We start from the raw sequence: 18,843 nt of genomic DNA on the forward strand, positions 1-18,843 counted from the left end.
GTCGTGGAGAGCATGGCCTTCGAGGCATGTCGCAGGGAGCATGCCCTTCGGGGCATGTCCCGACGGTCAGAAGGTGATGCCGACGTCGAAGATGAAGCGGCCGTTGCGGTCGTCGATCGGCTTGACGTTGCCGGGGGCGATCGAGTTGGGCAGCAGGATCGCGTAGCCGAGGGCCAGGGTGACCAGCTTGATGTCCCACTTGACGAAGTTGATGCCGACGCTGCGGCGGAAATCGCGGGCCAGCTGCACCTGCGACCAGCGCTGGGTCAGGATGCCGAAGTCGAAGAACAGCGAGTGGTGGATCTTGCCGCCGAGGAAATCGTTGAGCGAGGTGACCTGCAGGGCGATGGTGGCGAGGGCCCGGATGTGGCCGCCCTGGGCGGTGTAGTGCAGGCGCTTGAAGCCGTCGCCGGTGTCGATCGCCTCGATGTCGACCAGCATCGTCTCGGGGAAGATGCCGCGCAGGCCGAGGTCGGCCGTGCCGCCGCCCCAGTAGCGCCAGATCTCGGGCACGCCCGCCGCGCCCGAGCCGCCCGGCAGGTTCGGCAGCGGGATGGCGTGGCCGTAGCGCAGGGCGTAGCGGAAGTTGAGGCGGTTCGCCGTGCGCGGGATCGGGATGAAGTGCTGGAACGCGAGGTCGGTGCGCAGGAACCAGTCCTGGCCGCCGAAGTAGGGCGAGGCGAAGCGCACGTCGCCCTGGATGATGATGCCCTTGTCGGGGTTCGAGGGGTTCTCGGTGTTGTTGTAGGTGAAGCCGGCCGTGAGCGCGCCGGTGCGATCGGAGACGATGGCGTCGCGGCGGTTGACGACGGTGGGCAGGCCGAGCTCGGTGTCGGGGGTGAACGCCGGCTTGGAGATGTCCTGCGAGATGTTGCTCTTCTGGATCAGGTAGCCGACGTAGAGCTGGAGCGCGCGGCTGCGGCTGTAGCTGAGGGTGATGTTGCCGACGGCGAGCTCGATAGGTCCGCGCGCCGGGGTGACGCGGCGCTGGTACTGGCCGTTGATCTCGAGCGTGAGCGGGGTGGCGAAGATCCGCGGGCGGGCCAGGCGGCCGCGGACGCTGCGCTCGTAGCAGGGCTGGCCGGCGCAGTCGCCGAGGAACGGCACGTTGGACGAGAAGCGCTGGGTGTTGAAGCCGTAGTGGCCGAGGATGTCGAAGTCCCAGGCGGTGCCGAACAGGTTGGGGAAGATCGGGTGGAGGAACACGTAGAACGGGTCGAGCGTGGCCAGGCCGACGCCGCCCTGCAGCTTGACCGAGACGTCCTTCGACTCGCGCATCTCGAGCACCTGGTGGACGGCGCAGCGCTCGTTGGGGTCGTCGTCGAGGTCGCAGCCGGTCGGGTAGGCGGTGAGCTCGGTGCTCTCGGCGACGTCGAGGCCGTCGACGTTGGCGCGCGACTCGTCGGCCTTGGCCCGCGAGTACACGCCGCCGGTCTTGTGGGCGAACTGGCGCCGCAAGATCCAGTTGTGGGTCTTGAAGTTGCCGCGCACGACGGTGTCGCCGAACACGCCGGGGCGGCCCTCGTAGACGCTGATCTCGGCCTCGACCTCGACGGCGGAGCCGCTCTTGTACGCCTGGCACAGGCCGATCTCGGGGTCGACGAGGCGCCTGGCGTTCGGGACAGGTTTGACCTCTTTGGTGCGCGGGTCGGTGTAAAGCCAGCGCAGCTCGGCGTCGGCGACCGGGAAGCCGTCGTTGCGGTAGTTGTCGACGATGCCCTGCTCGGTGTCGCGGTCGAGCGAGGTGGCGAGCGGGATGTTGCCGGGGCGGTCGTCGCCCTTGTGGCGCAGGGCGGTGCCGCGGAGCATGCGGGTCGCGCCCCACTCGCCGCGGTCGTGGTGCGGCTGGCCCTCGATCTCGCGGTCGCCGGGGACCGGGCCGTCGAGGTAGCGGACGACCTCGGGCTTGCGCGAGGTGAACACGCGCGGGCCCGGCTCGACGCTGACGCGCACGTAGAGCTCGGCGCGCGACTGCTTGCGCAGGGCCGCGAGGCCGCGGGGGTCGAGGTCGCGCACGGCCCAGGCGGCGAACGAGTCGCGGCGCAGGATCGTCTCGACGTCGACGTCGGCGTACTCGCCCTTCTTGTCGAGGCCGTCGGGCCAGAAGGCGACGCGCACGCCGGCCTGGGCGCACAGGTAGCCGGCGTCGGCGAACTTGGCGAGCAAGGCCGAGAGGTGGTCGACGACGGCGGCCTCGGTGAAGGTGCCGGGGGCCCGCAGCACGCGCTCGTCGGCGAACTCGCGCTCGAGCCGCTCGCGCACGCCGCGAGGGACGCCGCGGCCGACCACGAGGTCGAGCTTCTTCATGCGCACGACCGGGCCCTCCTTGATCTGGAAGGTGAGGGCGCCGGGGGCGTTGCCGTAGTCGTCGTAGCGGCCGTCGATCTCGGCCAGCAGGAAGCCCTTGCCCTGATAGAAGCCGCGCAGGTTGGCGGCCTCGCGCTGGGCCGTCTGCGCGCTCGGGGCCTCCCGGCGCGAGAACAGCTGCAGCTCGCTGCGCAGGCGCTGCTCGGAGTAGCTGCGGCGGCCGATGAAGGACGTCTTGACGCCGGGGCCGAGGTCGACGTCGACGGTCAGCGGCAGCTTGCCGGTCTTCGGGATGTCCTCGGGCTTGAGGTCGTCGTAGCTGGTGCCGACCTGGACCTGCGGGTAGGGCAGGGCGAGCCGCGAGGTAGCGGTGCGGCGGATGATGGCGTCGCGCGGCTCGGCGAACTGCCGCTCGACGCGCTCGCGGCTCTCCTCGATGCGCTCGCGGGTGATCCGGGCCGGGAACGGGGTGGCCTTGACGCGCGGCCAGAAGGCGCGGCGGATCCAGCCCTTGTCGTCCTCGGAGACCTTGCCGACGACCTTCACCTGGCGCATCGGCACGCGGAAGGCGGGGCCCTTGTCGAGGTACACGTAGAGGTCGACCTCGTCGCTGGCGCGCCCGCACGTGAGCCCGAGCGAGGCGTTGCCGCGCAGGTAGCCCTTGTCGTAGAGGTAGCGCTTCAGCCGATCGATCTCGTCGGCCTCCCACTTGGTGCAGGCGGCGTCGCCCGGCTCGCACACGGACGGCCGCTCCTTGCGCTGCTGTCGCGGCGAGACGCACTTGCCTCGCGACAGCGAGCCGGGGCGCGAGTTGATGCTGAGCTCGCGCTGGACCTCGGTCTTCGACAGCGGCAGGTGGCCGCGGACCCGCACGCGGCGGATGCTCTGGCCCGGCTCGACGCGGATCGACAGCAGGTTGGCGCCGTCGGGCTCGAACTGGGCCCGGTAGCCGAGCTGCTGCAGCTGGGCGGAGATGGCGGCCGGGATCAGGTAGCCGGTGCCGAGGTTCAAGATCTTGCGCAGGCGGACGCCGTCGTCACCGGGCAAGAACTTGTCGCCGACGACGCGCGAGCGCTCGATGCGGGCGAACACGACGCCGGGGTCCTCGCCCTCGAGCACGGGGCGGACGCTGAGCTCGACCTCGCCGGCGCCCTTGGGCTCGAGGGCGATGACGTAGCTGCCCTCCTCGGCGGTGAGCTCGAGCTGGTAGTAGAGGAGGGCGTAGTCCTTGCCGCGCAGGTCGACGACGCAGGCGGTGCCGCGCAGGGTGGTGCCGCGCTCGCGCGTGCCGACCTCGAAGCCGCCGCGGTCGCGCAGGCTGTCGAGCGCGCGGTCGATGAGGCCGAACGGGTCGGCGCCGGCGTCGACGCGGGCGCAGGTCGGGCCGCTGGTGACGACGCTCGGGGCCTGGATCTCGGGCGCCTCGGTGGTGGTGGTCGGCGCGGCCAGCTCGCTGCCCTCCGGTGGCAGCTCCTTGTCGGGGGCGGGCGCGGACTCGATCGGCACGTCGGTGATGCCGACCGGCGCGGCCGGCGGGGCCGGCTGGTCGGGCTTGGCCGCCGGCCCCGCGTTCACGCCCTGCGGCTTGCCGACCGGGGTCCGGCTGTCCTTGGGGGCAGGTTCTTCGGGACCTGTCCCTTCGCTACTGTCGTGGGGGGCAGGTGCTTTGGGACCTGTCCCATCGTTGCTGGTCTTCGGGGCAGGCCCCTTGGGGCTCGCGCCGGAGTCGTCGGGGCTCGGGGCCGGCGTGGTGGTGATCGGCGCCTGCGATCCGGGCGGCGGGCCCGGGGGCGCGGCGGCCCACGCCGGCGCGGCGCTCGTCCACGCGAGCGCGAGGGCGGCGAGCAGGCGCGCGAGGCGGCGGTCAGCGCAGGCTGGGAAGCTGGTATTCAAGGCGCAGCTCGAGCGAACGCTGGCGGAGAGGGTCGAAGATGATGCGCTCGTTGAAGTAAGAGCGGCGGTTGTCGCGGAACTCGAGGACGGCGGAGTCGAGCAGGCGGAAGCGGACGCGCCAGTCGTAGCTGTTGCGCAGGAGCAGGCCCGGGTAGCCGCGGGTGTAGCCGGCGCCGATCGTCATGTTGCCCCAGTCGGTGCGGAACCACGGGCGCGGGGTCTCGGCGTTGACCTCGACGCCGAGCTGACCGAGCTGGGCGCCGACCTGCGGCAGGTAGGGGGCGAGGCGCGGGACCGACTTCTCGACGTAGCGGTTGAGGTTGATCTCGGTGAGGTTGCCGACCAGGCCGAGCGGGCGCCCGAGCAGGCCGCCGGAGCCGTAGCGGCGGACGTTGGCGTCGGCGACCTCGCGGTTGCCGCTGCCGAGGATGGCGTAGTCGACACACTCGCGCTGGGTCCGGCTGCGCGCGCGCGTGTCGCCGAGCACGGCGCAGCGGAAGGTGATGGCGTCGAGGGTGCCGCCGAGGATCAGCGACATCTGCCGCGGCTGGTTCTCGATGTAGACCGGCTCCTGCCGCTGGGCGCGGACGTCGACCTTGCTCGACGACAGGTTGTTCTCGAGCAGGACGCGGCCGAAGGTGATGTCGTAGGCGCCGTTGAGGATGGCGACGTCGAGCACGCCGGCGGTGACGTCGACGCGGCCCGACATCTCGAGGTCGGCGATCGAGCCGCCGATCGCCAGCGAGACCTGACCCTCGACGCCCTTCATGATGTTGTTGTCGACCCGGAATGGCGTGGTCGTGCGGAGCCGGAGGTCGAGGTTCATGTCGCGCAGGATCTCGGGCGGCGGAGCGGACGGCGCGGAGCTCGGATCGGCGAAGGATAGCACCTTGACGCCCTGCTGCGCGTCGCGCACCCAGCGGCCGCGCGCGACCTGCACGTCGCCGCGCAGGGTCTGGACGTCGCGCCCCTCGAGGACGATGCCCTTGCCCGAGATCGCCGCGTAGAGCTGCGGGCGACCCGAGTTGTCGAACATCTTGTACTGCACCTCCTCGAGGTCGACCCGCAGGCTGCTGCTCTCGAGGCGCGAGAAGTCGGGCGCGAGCACGACGTTGCCCCACAGCGACAGCGAGCCGCGGTCGCCGACGCGGGCCGCGAGGTGGCCCTCGGGCGCGACGAGGTCGTCGATCGCGGCCGTGCGACCGCCGACGATCACCGCGAAGCCTTCCTGCTTGCCCGGGCACGGGTCGGACTCGTTGCAGCGCTGGATCTCGATCACGCCGTTGTCGAGCTCGATCGCCTCGAGGCCGAGGCCCGCGAGCTCCATCATCAGGCCGCCGGGCGCGGGCTGCAGGCGGGCGCGCACGGTCTTGAGATCGAGGCTGTCGCCGACGCGGCCGGCGGCGTGGGCGTCGGCGATCTGCAGGCCGCCCGAGCTGGCCGCGAAGGTGTCGGGCAGGAACTCGCGCAGCAGCCGACCGTCGAGGCGGCCGCGCGCGGCGGCGGAGAAGCTGCCGCCGCACTCGCCGCCGAGCACGTAGAAAGTGCGGTGGCCGTTGAGGTCGCCGAACTGCACGGTCTGGCCGCGCACCGACAGCTCGCCCGAGGCGAGCAGGGCGTCCTGGGCCCACTGCAGCGACAGCTTGGGCACGGCGAAGGTGGTGCCGGCGGCCTTGGCGGTGACGGGCTTCTGCGGGTCGGGGACGCTGAAGCTGCCGGTGATGATCGGGTCGCTGACGTGGCCGTCGAGCTTGACGTCGAGGCCGATCTTGCCGGCGATGCCGGACACGGCGGTGCCGGCGACGAAGGGGTGGAGGCCGGCGAGGTCGAGCTCGCCGGCGACGCGGGCGCTGGCGCCGGTGGCCGGGGGCGTGCGCGCGGCGGTGGGCGGCTCGCTGCAGTCGCGCTTCTCGTCCTTCTTCGGCGCCTCGGGCGAGGCCGACAGCTCGACGTCGCCGGACACGGTGAGGGTCTTGCCGACGGCGACGCCGCCCGAGCGCAGCTCCCAGCCGTCGCGCAGGCTGAGGCGCGTGCCCTGCAGGGTGGCGACCAGGCGGTTGGCGGTGCACAGCGAGTCGGACTCGCGGCACGGGTCGCCGGGCAGGTTGCTGCCGGCGGCGACGCCCGAGCTCGGCGAGCGACCGGCGGCCCACAGGCGATCGAGCTCGACGAGGATCTTGAGGTCGCGGTCGCCCTGGTCGTCGTGCCACAGGCACGAGGTGATCAGCGGCTGTCCCGGAGGACAGGTACGGGCTGTGACCGTCAGGCCCTCGGCCTGGCCGTGCAGGCCCTCGCCGGGCTCGATGCCTGCGGCGCCGAGGAGGTTGCGCAGCGGCAGGTTGGCGAAGTGGACCGCGAGGTCGGCGGCGTACGGCGGGCCGGCCTTGCTGCCGCGCGGCTTCTCGCCGATGGCGACGATGGCGTCGACGTCCCACTCGTACGGGGCGCGGCGCCGGCGGCCGCCGTCGTCGCCGAAGCGGCCCTTGACGACGATCTCGCGCCGCGCGGCCAGGCCGTCGCCGGCGGGGCGGTCGTTGCTGTCGAGCTGCAGCTCGCCGCTGCCGAGCGGGATGCCGACGGCGTTGATGGCGGTCAGCTCGACGGTGCCGTGCACGCTCGGGCGCGTCAGCGTGCCGGTGATCTCGAGGTCGGTGCCGCGATCGATCTGGGCCCCGGCGGGCAGGTCGGTGAGGCCGGCGATCGCGGCGAAGGTGCTGATCGGCAGGCGGCGGCCGCTGATCTTGAGGTCGAGCTGCGGGTCGCTGTCGAAGCTGACCGAGCCCTTGCCGGTCAAGGAGCCGACCGGGACGGTGAGGTCGGGCGCGGCCGAGGGGCTGGGCCGGCGGTGCTGGCGGGCCACGAACTCGTCGATGTTGACGCCGTCGCGGGTGAGGCTGAAGCGGGCCTCGGTGTCGCGCAGCTCGCCGTGGCCGACCTTGAGCTCGGGCACCGAGGCGGCGCCGCGGGCCTGGAATTTGGAGAGCGGGACCGGGCGCTTGGCGTCGTCGCCGACCTCGAGCCGGATGTCGGCCTTGCCGGCGACGCTGTCGCCAGCGACGCGCTCGAGCTCGACGCCGGTGAGGTCGATGGTGGCGCGCAGGGTCGGATCGCTGCTGACGCCCTTGCCGTCGAACAGGCCGACGTCGACGTCGAGCGCCCCGGCGCCGCCGAGCACGGTCGCCCGCTCGCTCTTGAGGCTGAGCACGCCGTCGCGCAGGCCGAGCGAGACGTCGCGGATGTTCTGCACCGCGAACTGACCCTGGCCGACGTCAGACAATTGCAGCGACCCGTTGCGGCCGCTCGGGCGACCGAGCGGGCCGTGGACGGTGAGGCCGGCCTGCAGCCGCTCGACGAACGGGCTCATGCCGAGGCTGGCGAAGAAGCTCTTGCCGTCGGTGATCTTGAGCTTGATGTCGGTCGGCTTGAGGTGGGCGAACTTGGCGTCGAGGCCGCCGTCGACGCTGAGGCTGGCGCCGTCGACGGTGACGAGCAGGTCGGCGAGGTCGAGGCCCTCGACGCGGTCGAGGACGACGCCGCCGTCGATGCGGATCCGTCGCGGCAAGCCGTCATGGGTGCGCCGGCGCTCGATCTTGAGGCCGCCGATCTCGAGCACGATGCGGTCGAGCGGCGAGGCCTCCTCGGCGGGTGGAGTGCTCGCGGCGGCCGAGGCGAGGGCGTCGGCGACCGGCTCGGCGGCCTCGCCTCGCGCCTTGGGCCGGGTGGCCTTGCCCGACTTCTTGGGCGGCGGCGCAGCGGGAGCGAGGGCGTAGGTGACGTCGGCCGGGGTGGCGGCCGGGGCAGGCGCGGTGTCGTCGCTGCTGGTCGGGGCCGGGGCGCTGAGCTCGAGCGCGAACTCGCGGAGGTCGAGCTTGCCCGAAGCGGTGCCGGCGAGCATCGCCCGGGTGCCGCCGGCGGCCACGAGCTCGCCGGGGTCGATGCCTTGCAGCTCGGTCTGCGCGGTCAGCAGCATGCGCCGCTCGGGGCCGGTGCCGAGCACGAGGTGGTTGCGGGCCTCGTGCTCGCGCAGGTGGAAGCTGCCCCCGAGGACATGTCCTTCGAAGCGGGCGATGTCGAGGATCCACCGCTCCTCGCCGGCCGGGATGTACTGCGACCAGGCGACGGGCACGGGGTCGCGGCCGAGGGTGGCGTCGATGGCGGCGTCCTTGATCGCCCAGTCGACGTTCGGGTCGGTGAAGAAATTGAGGCCGACGCCGGAGGCGGCGATGGCGATGCGGATGTCGTCGAAGGGGCCGCGGAAGGCCAGCTGCGCCGGGGCGCCGAAGGCGTCGATCATCGGGTCGGCGAGGCCGTGGACGCGGGTGATGAGGCGACCGATCGGGCCGGCGTCGGTGAACAGGGCGGTGACGTCGACGCTGCGCTTGCCGGCGGTGAAGATGTCGCGCAACCACCCGCGCAGGATGCCGTGCGAGCCGCCGATCTCGCCCTCGGCGCGGATCCGGATGTCGCCGAGCGGGCCGTCGCCGCCGGAGGCGAACTCCTCGAGCTTGAGGTTCTGGATCGGGAGTTCGTAGCCGAGCGCGGTGATCCGCGCGAAGCCGGTGGTGGCGAGCGCGCTGAGGCCGAATTGCAGCGGCTTCTTGAGCGGCGGCGGCTCCTTGGGGTGCTGACCCTCGAACAGGAGGACGGCGCCGACATCCTCGAGCGCGAGCTGGGTCTGCCAGCCGGTCTGGCCGCGGAAATCGAGGTCGAGCGCGAGCTCGGCGAGGTCGGTGTGGTCGATGCGGATGCTCAGCGCGCGGGTGTGGACCTCCGGGTAAGGTCCAGGGCCGGGCCCGAAAGCCTCGACGAGGTCGACGATCCAGGCCTCGGTGCCGTCGCCGTAATGGGTCTTGATCTCGGACACGTTGAGCCGCATCGGCGCTTCGGTCCAGATGTCGGTGAAGTGCAAGACCCACGGGACCTCGAGCACGGCCGGCACGAGGAAGCGGTTCCACGGGATGATCTCGTGCAGGATGATCTCGGCGTCGATCGGGCCGTCGCACTCGGCGATGACGGTGTCCGGCTCCGGCATGTCCTGCTTCATGTAGCCGCGCCACAGCTTGAGGCCGGTGACGGTGGCGTGGTGCGGACGGCCCGTGATGAGATCGAGGATGAGGTCGGGGCCCCAATGGACGCTGCCGAGCTCGAGCCGGCCGTTGACCTGCTTGTCGATGACGACGGTGAGGATCCGGCCGAGAGTGGCGTCGTTGACGAAGAAGTAGGCGACGACGTAGACGACGCTGAAGAGGCCGAGGAAGCCGAGGACGAACGAGATCGGCAGCTTGATCAGGAGGAACCGCAGCAGCGGGTTCTGGCGCCGGACCGGCTGCGGCGAGGCGGCGAAGCGGACGATCTGGGGGTGCAGCGCGCCGATCTCGTCAGGGTGCGCGAGCGCGTGGAACAGCAGGGCCTCGCGCAGCTGGCCGAAGCCGTGGTGCAGCCGCGGATCGACGTCGGGGCCGGGGACGTCGCCGTCGACGCGGCCGAGCACGTGGTCGCGGATCCGCGGCTCGACGTCGTCGTCGACGGCCTCGAGCGCCTTCTCGACGATCGGCGGCAGCTCGGCCCGGAAGGGCCGCGGGCGGGCCAGCGGGATCCGGTAGGCGAGCCGCAAGGAGCGCTCGACGGCCTCCTCTCGCACGCGTCGCCGCAGCTGCTTGCGCAAGGTACGGCGTGCGCTGCGCAGGTCGCCGGCGGCGATCCGGCCGACGAGGCGCTGGCGCCCCAGGTCCTGGTAGGCGTCGAGCAGGAGGGCGAGGCTCGGTCCGCCAGGGAAGAGGTGACGGAAGCGTCGGGAGTTGCACAGCCGTTCGAGGCGCACCCGCCCGTCAGCGAGGAGATCGGCCTCCTGCTGCCATGCGCTGCCCGTTACCCCGGCGTTGGCCACGGTTCAGGGCTCTAGCCTATCATCCGCGGCACCACCAGGGCCGGACGGCGGGGCAGAAGTTGCACCCCCCGACGCGGCGGCCGGGCGGCCCCACGCAGGATGATGGAGCCGGACCCGCTCGCCCGTCGCAGGCAGCGCGACTTGACAGGCGAGGCGACTCGGCCCCGTGAAGCCGAATCGCGCCTCGATCGCGGTCGGCTGCGAGAGGGCCGCGAGCCCGACCTCGACTTCGACGGCGCAGCTGCGACAGACACCCTCGCCGCGGCAGCTCTGGCCGAGCGGCAAGCGAGCCGTTCGCACGGCGTCGAGCAGGGTCGGCGGGAGCTCGTCGTCCGCGGCGACGATGTCGGCGACCTCGAGGACGATCTGCCGCGTCGCGGTGAAGAACTCGATCGCCACGCGGGATCGAGTGTGGCCCAATCTCGCGGGACGGCGCTGCTAAATCCGTGGCGCCCGCGAGGGGCGATCCGCGGCGTCGCGTGCTCGCCGCGCGGCGTGCAGGAGGGCGAGCCTCGGCGCGCTCAGCCGCAGCGGGCGCGGCCGCTTCGCGGCACAAAAAAAGAAGGGCCCGTTCGTGAGAACGGGCCCTTCAAGAGTAGCGGGGACGGGATTTGAACCCATGACCTCCGGGTTATGAGCCCGGCGAGCTACCTGGCTGCTCCACCCCGCAGCGAGGACTTGCCTTGTACTTCTCTGGCGTCGGCGCGTCAACGAAATTGTGTTGGCCCTCGGTCGATTTGGATCTGGGCATGGGGCGAAATCGCGCAGAGAGGGTCTCGAGACAGGGGACAGGCGGGGCCTGGTGGTCCTGAATCAGCGAATTGGCCCCGGATCGGGCTCGCGGGCGAGGTCGGCGAGGTCGACGCGGACGGGCGAGAGATCCCCGGTACCGTCCGCACGATCCCAGAGGGTCGCCAGGACGGCGAGCGGCTGATTGACGGCGTCGAGGCGCAAGACGCTCTCCCGCGGCGGCGGGCCCGCGGTGAAGTTGAGGGGGCAGTGGTCGACGCGCGGGGTGGGGTCGGCGACGGCGACCGGCAGGCCGTGCGAGCGGCAGATCAGCGGGCGCTCGGCGTAGACGGCGCAGGCGCCATCTACGAGGAGGGCGCAGTGGTGCTGGTGAGCCGGGTCGTCGGCTTGCTCGCGGACCCTGTTCCGAAGGACAGGTGTCCGGACGGACAGGTCGGCCAGCGCGCGACGGATGGGCTCGGCCTCGGCGGCGTAGACGCCGAAGCGGTGGTGACAGCAGCTGTCGCAGCCCGCGCGACAGGCGAAGGCCGCGGGGGTGCGCGCCTCGGCGGCGGCGAAGTGGGCGTCGACGCGGCCGCGCAGCTGGACGAGGATGGCCGCGAGGGCAGGTCGGTCCGGGTCGCTCACGCAGGCGACGGGATACCAGAGGCCGCGGGCTCAGGCGCCGGAATGCGCGCGCGCGGCCGTGAGGGGGGCGGCGGGCCGGCTGCTGCGGAGCGTGGCGGTGATGGCGCGCTGGACGGCGACGGCGCGGTCCTCGTCGTCGGCGGCGAAGGTGCAGCCGGCGACGTAGGGGTGGCCGCCGCCGCCGTGCGGCTCGAGCAGCGCGGCCATGCTGTGCTCGCGAGCGTCGCGCGGGAGCCAGGGGTTGTAACCGGCGGTCAGCTTGATCCGGCGGTCGGGGCCGCGGGTGAGGGCGACGACGTAGCGGATCCGCGGGTGGTGGTAGTACGGGATGAACTTGTTGTAAGCGCGGACCGGCTGGTCGATGAGGCTGTAATGAAGGACGTCGCCCTCGACCACGGCGGTCTCGCCGATCAGCCGGATGTCGTGGCGGTTCTGCTCGAGCCGCGGGCGCAGGAGGGCCTGGACGTAGTCGGCGGCGGCCAGGCCCGCGAGCGAGCAGACGAGCAGGTCGTGGATGAAGCGCTCGCCGAGCTCGCGGTCGTGGTTGTTCTCGACGAAGGTCATCAGCAGCAGCGCCGGTTCGGTCAGCTCGACCGGCATGCGCGGGTCGGGGAAGGCGGCGCTGTCGATGATCTCGGCCCAGCGGATCAACTCCGCGTGGGCCGACAGGTCGCAGGCGAACCGCTCGCGCACGACGCGGGCCAGATAGCCGGCGCAGCTGCTTGCGGTCGGGTCGTGGAACTTCTGGCCGCTGGTGTCGGCGAGGAAATGTTCGCGGTCGCCGGGCAGCTGGAAGGCGCTGGCGTGGTGGTCGAAGTACCAGGCGAGCCGCGGATCCTGGCTGTAGCGAAAGTCGACGCTGGCGACGTCGTCGGCCTCGAAGTCTTCGGGGTCGTAGGGGTCGCCAGGCCGGTGATCCTTGGGGATCAGGCGGCAGGGGCGGGGGCCATGGCGCTGGCGATCGAAGGCGGCGAACAGCGCGGCCGAGGCGGCGCCGTCGAAGCACCAGCCGTGATGGAGGATATGAACCGCCATGCGGCGGCCCTTATACCGGCGGCGTCCGGCGCCGTCTCCAAAGCGGCTATTCGTCGCGCTCGACCTGGCCGGGCTGGCGCGCGTGGAGCGTGAAGATCCCCTCGGGCAGGCGGCGCAGCTCGGCGCCCTCGGGCGCGGGCGGCAGGTCCGCCGGGCCATCGTCGTGGATCAGCAGGGAGGCCTGGACCCGCGATTCGGGGCCGTGGGCGAGGGTCCGCCGCGAGCCGGCCGGGGCCGGGGCGTCGGCCACGAGCAGCCGGCCGCCGCGGTGGATCACGCCGACGGTGCGGCCGTCGCAGACGAACAGGTTGAGCCGGGCGGGACGGCCGAGCATGTCGTCGAGGGTGGCGAGGGCGCGGCGGATCTGCGGCGGGGCGACGTATGGTTTGTTCAGGTCGCCGGTGGCGTGGAGGGCGGCGAGGAAGCCGAACACGACCAACTCGCGGTCGCCCGAGTGGGTGAGGGCCCGCTGCAAGAAGTCGGGCAGGGAGGCCTTGAGGCGGTCGCGGAGGGCGTCGCCGGGGTCGTCGGCGACGGCCAGGGCGCCCTCGGCCCGCACGCCGAGCCAGCGCTGGAAGCGGGCCAGGCCGAGGCGCGGCACGGGGATGTCCTCGGAGCCAGGTCCCGAGGCCGCGAAGGCGTGGGCGGCGAGGGTGGTCTGGCTCGGCGCACGCAAGAAATCGGCGATGAAGTCGGCGCGCAGCTCGCGGACCACGGGACGCGACTGCACGAGGGTCTCGCTGCCCTGCACGCCGCCGACGCTCCAGGCCCGCACGAGCGCCGGGTCGACCGGAGGCCCGTCGTCGGCGATGAAGCCGTGGCCCTCGCAGCAGCGCGACAGCACTCCGGCCAACCAACTCGCAGGCACCCCACGACCGTCCGGATTGCCGTGCACAAGCGCAAACAGGGCTACGTTATCCACGTTCCGATCATAGCGAGGGGGGGGCGCAGGGACCAGTGCGACGGCGACGGGTCCGCGTCACAGCGGGGCCACGCGCACACCGCCCCGCGCGGCGATGCATCGGCGCAGAGTCCGAACGCGGCGGAGGGGCGATCACGAGGGCTTTGCAGAGGTCGCCGTGGGACTCTCGCAGCGTCGGCTCGGTCGCTGCCGGGGTGACGCACGCCAAGTGCGAGATCGCCTGTCGAGGACGGGAAAAACACCCTGGGAGGCCGCGAGAATCGACGGGGGCAGGCGTATACAGGCACGAATTCGCCTGTTGGGACCGTTGGCGACGATTGCGCCGAAAACTCGCGTGGAGGTAGGTATCGGTGTGAAAATGCTTGCCCGGGGGGTTGCCGCCGAACGCGGCTTGATCTCAGAATGTGCGCGCATGCGAGTTCCCACGGGCCGCCTCCGGATCGTCAGCACCCAACCCACCGAGGGCGCCGAGGTGCATGAGGGACCGCCGTCGCCGGGCCGTTACATCCGGGAGGCGCGACAGCGCCGGGGGATAAGCGTCGAGCAGCTCGCGCTCGAGACCAAGATCCCTCGCCCCAGCCTCGAGGCGCTCGAGGACGATCGGTTCAGCGCGTTGCCCGGGCCAGTGTTCGTCCGCGGGTTCTTCCGCTGCTGCGCGCGCTCGCTGAGCCTCGACTCCGACACCGTCGCCGGGTTGCTCCACGACCACCTGCACGCCCAGAAGGCGGGCGCGCAGCGAGGGACGCGGCGCCCCGTGGCCCACTCGGCCAATCATCGAGCGTCGGCGCCGGTCCAGGCGATCGGCGGCCCGCGCAGGCCGGCTCGCGCCGAGGGTGCGAAGTCGAAGCCGGCCACGGAGTCCGCCCCGCGTCCGGCGGCGCTGGCAGCGGCCCCCGTGGCTGCCGCAGAGTCGGGCCCGAACGTGGTGTTCGAGGCGGTCCATCGCTTCGGCGTCCAGTCGCTCGACATGCTGCGCGCGCTCAACCGGATCCCGCAGAGCCGCACGCTGATGTGGATCGCGGTGTGCCTGGTGATCGCCGTGATCGCGGTGACGGCCTTTGCGCTGTCCGGCGGACAGGTGACCCCGCCGCACTCCTGATGCCTCGAGTCGTCGCGCCCCCTCCTTACTTAAGGAAGAGGCAGTGACGCTCGACGCTGCGGTCGCGTGAACTCCGGCGTAAGGCGGTCAAATCGTGGCGAAGACCCGTGACACGCGGTTTGGGCACGGATTGGCGCCTGCTCGTGGACGGTTGCGTATAGTGGCCCCCGCATGACGCCGGCGCTCAACCAAAACGATCTGGCGCGGCTGGTCCATGCGGGCGATCCGCGGCGGGTCGCGCGGGCGCTCGCGCGGCTGGACGCCGTACAGATCGCGGCGTACCTCGACAACTTCGAGCCGCACGAGCAGGACCTGGTGTTCCAGGCGCTGCCCGCGGAGCGGCGGCCGCAGGTGCTGGCGGCGATGCGCTACGAGGTGGCGGCGGAGCTGATCGGCAGGCGGGCGCCCGAAGAGGCGGCCGGGATGCTCGGCGACATCCAGGAAGATGACGCGGCCGACATCCTGGGCCGCGTCGACGAGGGCAAGCTGCGCGAGATCCTGGCGCACTACGGCGACGAGGACGCGCATGCGCTCGAGGAGCTGCTGGCGTACGGCGAGCGCACCGCGGGCGGCATCATGTCGCCCGAGGTCTTCTCGATCCACCACGACGTGACGATCGCGGAGGCGACCCGGATGGTGCAGACGGCGGACGACCTGCCGCAGCACGTCCACTACCTCTATGTCGTCGACGAGCACGACCGCCTGGTCGGGGTGATCGGGCTGCGTCAGCTGGTGCGCAGCAAGCCGGACATGCCGATTCACGCGGTGATGACGACCGAGCTGGTGTCCGTGACGGCCGAGACAGATCAGGAGCAGGTCGCCGAGCTGGTGAGCCGCTACGACCTGGTCGGCATCCCGGTGGTCGACGACCAGCGGCGGCTGCTCGGCGTGATCACGATCGACGACATCCTCGACGTCGTCCGCGAAGAGGCGACCGAGGACATCCTGAAGATGGCGGGCGCGGGCCAGATGATGGTCGAGACCCGCACCTTCTCGGCCAGCTTCCGCGCCCGCATGCCCTGGCTCCTGGCGGCGGCGGCGGGCGGGCTGCTGGTGGCGGCGTCGCTGCAGGGCTTCGAGGGGGCGCTGCAGTCGGTGCCGGCGCTGGCGCTGTTCATGCCGGTGGTCGCCGGGATGGGCGGCAACGTCGGCACGCAGAGCTCGACGATCGTCGTTCGCGGCCTGGCGGTCGGCTACGTCGAGACCAATCGGCTCGGCCGGCTGGTGCTCCGCGAGGTGGGGCTCGGCGCGACGCTCGGCGCGCTCTACGGCACCGGGATCGCGGTCGCGGCGCCGTTCGTCGGCGCGACCAGCAGCGATCCGGTCCACCTCGGCGCGGTCATCACCCTGGGGATGATGGGCAGCATGATGATCGCGGCGGCCGTGGGCACCAGCGTGCCCCTGCTCATGAACCGGCTCAACATCGACCCGGCGGTGGCGACGGGGCCGTTCGTGACGACCTCGGTCGACATCCTGGGCCTGCTCTTCTACTTCTGGCTGGCGACGGTGCTGCTCGGAATCTCCGGCTGACCGCGGCGGTTGTCCCCGAACTCGCGCATGCAGTCGCAACCAACGCCCGCGGTCATCCTCCGCACGCGCCCGCTCGGCGAGGCGGACCTGATCGCGATCGTGCTGACGCCGGAGCAAGGCAAGCTCGAGACGGCGGCGGCGCGGGCCCGCAACTCGAAGAAGCGGTTCGCCGGCGGGCTGTCGCCGGGGATGCGCGGGGTGGCGGCGATCGCTCGCGGGCGCGGGGCGCTGCTGCGGCTGGAGAGCTTCGACGCGACCGCCGCGCACGCGCCGGTCGGCGCCGACCTGACGCGCTTCGCCTATGTGGCCTACCTCTGCGAGCTGACCGACGAGCTGGTGCTGGCGCGCCACCCTGACCCGGAGCTGTTCGCGGCCCTGTGTCTGGCGCTCGAGCAGATCATCGCCGGGGCGCCGCAGGCGCTGCATCTGCGGCAGTACGAGCTGGCGCTGCTGCGCTGCCTGGGGCTGTCGCCGGCGCTGACGCGCTGCTGCGTGTGCGGGGTCGAGGTCGAGGTCGAGGGCGACGGCAGCGCGGCGTTCGACGGGCCGCGCGGCGGGGTGCTGTGCCTGGAGCACGAGCGCGGGGCGCCGCGGCTGCCGACCGCTGCGCTGGCGGCGATCCACCACCTCGAGTCGGGCGGCGATCCGGCGGCGCTGGCCTCGGCCCCGCCGGCGCTGCGCCGGGCGGTGCGTGACGCGATCCAGTCGATCGTCCGCTCACACCTGCGGCGCCCGCTGCACGCGCAGGCCTTCTTCGCGGCGCTGCCGCGCGACGCCGGCGCGGAGGGGGTGTAGGTGCCGCGCGGCTGTGTTAGGGTCCCGCCGATGTCGCGCCCCAAGTCTGCGTTCGCGTGTGCGCTGGCCGTGCTCGCCGCGTTGGGCGCTTGTGAGCGGCGCAATCAGGGCATCTCGGCCGCCGAGGCCGGGATCTACTTCCCGGCGGCGCTGACGCTCGACCCGCGCGTCGCCGACGGCGACCCGGCGCGGTGGTTGTTCGTCGCCAACGCCAACAGCAACCTGGCCTACAACGCCGGCTCGCTGGTCGCCGTCGATCTCGATCGGTTCTTCCACGCGTGGATGAACTGCCCGAGCCTCTGCCTCTACAAGGTCGACGACGGCACCTGCAGCGCCGCCGCCAAGACCGACCCGTGCGGGATCCGTGAGACCGTGCAGGACATCGGCGAAGACGTCGACGCCGACACGCCGTGTCGCCACGCCGCGTTCCGTCCGCAGGTGATCGAGTGCGAGGACACGCAGGTGATCGCCCGCGTCGACGTCGACGGCGACGGCGAGTCCGACAAGCCGCTGTCGGTGCGCATGGGCAGCTTCATCACCGCGCTGGCGGGGTGGAGCCGCAGCGCCAAGGAGGCGCTGCTGCTGGCGACGGTGAAGGCCGACCCGAGCATCACCTGGGTCGAGCTCACCGGCGGCATCGCAAAGCCCTTCGATCCCGAGCGACCGCTGGCGCCGACCGACCTCTCGTTCGAGTGCGGGCAGGGCACGACCGACCTGTTCGACTCGGGACGCTGCGCCCGCTCCGGCGACGACTCGCACGCGCTGCGCTTCCCGTTCGACGACGGCGACAACCGCCGCATCGGCCCGGAGCCGTCGAACATCCTGGTGTCGAAGCTGCGCAACTGGGCGTTCGTGACGTTCGCGACCACGCCCGAGGTGGTGCTGATCGACCTCGCGTACCCGGTCGGCGGGCAGCTGCCGGCCAACCCCGACGACACCACCGGCGAGCCCGACACGACCACCGGCACGTCGACGACCACGAGCACCTCGACGACCAGCGACACGACCGACACGTCGAGCACGACCGACGCCTCGAGCACGACGGACACCTCGAGCACGACCGACGCCACGAGCGCGGGCGACACCTCGACGACCACCGGCGCGCCGCCCGAGCCCGAGCCGGTGCCGCCGGGGACCAAGCCGCTCATCGTCGACGCGCGCTCGGTGTTCCTCATCGGCGAGTCGTTCGGCGGCGGCGGGTGGGGGATGGCCGAAAGGCCATGTGTGCCCGGCAGCTCGCAGGTGCCCAACGTGACGAAGGTGCCGGTCACCGCTGACGGCGAGCCGACCGACTGCGGGCGCTCGCTGATCTACAGCAGCTTCCGCACCGGCCTGTTCTTCGCCCGCCTGACCCCGGACGAGGCGCTGCCGACCGCCAACCAGGTGTGCATCGGCGCGCCGCGGCTCGACGCCGAGGGCAACCCGATCGACCAGGAGGGCCAGCCGATCGACGCGCCCGAGCCGGTGCAAGCGGGCGAGCCGGGGGCGCTGCTGTGCACGCCGCAGATCTTCTCGGCGGGGTTCACGTCGGCGGTCGGCTTCACGGTGCCGCAGGGCTCGGGGCAGATGGGCGACATCGCCTTCTCGCGCGACGGCCGGCGCCTGTTCGCGGTCCAGAGCAGCCCCGGCGCGCTGCTGTTCGTCGACACCAGCGTCGACGAGCGCGGCGAGACCCGCGACGAGTCGGCCGGCCTCGTCGAGCTGTGCAGCGGCCCGAGCCGCATGGCGCTGTTCGAGGACGGCGCCAACGAGTACGCGGCGGTGTCGTGCCCGACGCCCAGCGAGGTGTTCATCATCGATCTGTCCGGCTTCCGCGTGGTCGCCAACGTGGCCACCGGCGCCGGCCCGCACCCGATCGTGGTCGACCAGGCGCGCCAGCTGCTCTACGTCGGCAACACCCTCGACGCCACCGTCAGCGTCATCGACATCGCCCGCGACCGCCCGACGCGATTCGCCGAGATCGCTCGCGTCGGCCTGCAAACGCCCTACAAGCGCTAG

The 18,843-nt window shown here is 72.1% G+C and carries 10 protein-coding genes and 1 tRNA gene; 4 read left to right on the forward strand and 7 right to left on the reverse strand.

Going from position 1 to position 18,843, the window contains the following annotated elements; all coding sequences use genetic code 11:
* Window positions 1-66: 66 nt before the first annotated feature.
* The 7 genes from POL25_RS18590 to POL25_RS18620 all read right to left on the reverse strand — a co-directional run bounded on the left by POL25_RS18590 (window position 67) and on the right by POL25_RS18620 (window position 13,421).
* Complete coding sequence (locus POL25_RS18590) at window positions 67-4,200, reverse strand: BamA/TamA family outer membrane protein (RefSeq protein WP_272087429.1); 4,134 nt, start codon at window positions 4,198-4,200, stop codon at window positions 67-69.
* Entirely contained in the window at window positions 4,172-10,087 is a 5,916-nt protein-coding gene (locus POL25_RS18595; RefSeq protein ID WP_272087430.1) for a translocation/assembly module TamB domain-containing protein, read from the reverse strand. Before POL25_RS18595 ends, POL25_RS18590 begins: the two co-directional genes overlap by 29 nt.
* A 3-nt stretch (window positions 10,088-10,090) precedes the next feature.
* Complete coding sequence (locus tag POL25_RS18600; RefSeq protein ID WP_272087431.1) at window positions 10,091-10,486, reverse strand: 2Fe-2S iron-sulfur cluster binding domain-containing protein; 396 nt, start codon at window positions 10,484-10,486, stop codon at window positions 10,091-10,093.
* A gap of 197 nt (window positions 10,487-10,683) precedes the next feature.
* Window positions 10,684-10,757, reverse strand: a tRNA-Met gene (locus POL25_RS18605).
* 143 nt (window positions 10,758-10,900) lie between these two features.
* Window positions 10,901-11,464 carry a YkgJ family cysteine cluster protein gene (locus POL25_RS18610; protein WP_272087432.1) on the reverse strand — a complete coding sequence of 188 codons (564 nt, stop codon included), beginning with the start codon at window positions 11,462-11,464 and terminating at the stop codon, window positions 10,901-10,903.
* 30 nt (window positions 11,465-11,494) lie between these two features.
* Window positions 11,495-12,499, reverse strand: a complete 1,005-nt coding sequence (locus POL25_RS18615; RefSeq protein ID WP_272087433.1) for a DHH family phosphoesterase — start codon at window positions 12,497-12,499, stop codon at window positions 11,495-11,497.
* A gap of 46 nt (window positions 12,500-12,545) precedes the next feature.
* Window positions 12,546-13,421, reverse strand: coding sequence for a hypothetical protein (locus POL25_RS18620; RefSeq protein ID WP_272087434.1), 876 nt, complete (start codon window positions 13,419-13,421; stop codon window positions 12,546-12,548).
* A 412-nt stretch (window positions 13,422-13,833) separates the two neighbouring features.
* Between POL25_RS18620 and POL25_RS18625 the strand changes: the two genes are divergently transcribed.
* From POL25_RS18625 to POL25_RS18640, 4 genes are all read left to right on the forward strand, one after another.
* Window positions 13,834-14,520: a helix-turn-helix domain-containing protein gene (locus POL25_RS18625; protein ID WP_272087435.1), complete on the forward strand. Its 687-nt coding sequence runs from the start codon at window positions 13,834-13,836 to the stop codon at window positions 14,518-14,520.
* Window positions 14,521-14,691: 171 nt separating this feature from the next.
* Entirely contained in the window at window positions 14,692-16,050 is a 1,359-nt protein-coding gene (mgtE, locus tag POL25_RS18630; RefSeq protein ID WP_272087436.1) for a magnesium transporter, read from the forward strand.
* Between the two features lie 27 nt (window positions 16,051-16,077).
* Window positions 16,078-16,845 (forward strand): DNA repair protein RecO, encoded by a 768-nt coding sequence (gene recO / locus POL25_RS18635; protein ID WP_272087437.1) that lies wholly within the window; start codon window positions 16,078-16,080, stop codon window positions 16,843-16,845.
* Window positions 16,846-16,875: 30 nt separating this feature from the next.
* Window positions 16,876-18,843: a YncE family protein gene (locus tag POL25_RS18640; protein ID WP_272087438.1), complete on the forward strand. Its 1,968-nt coding sequence runs from the start codon at window positions 16,876-16,878 to the stop codon at window positions 18,841-18,843.

Source organism: Nannocystis bainbridge (assembly GCF_028368995.1).
Classification (GTDB): Bacteria; Myxococcota_A; Polyangia; order Nannocystales; family Nannocystaceae; genus Nannocystis; species Nannocystis bainbridge.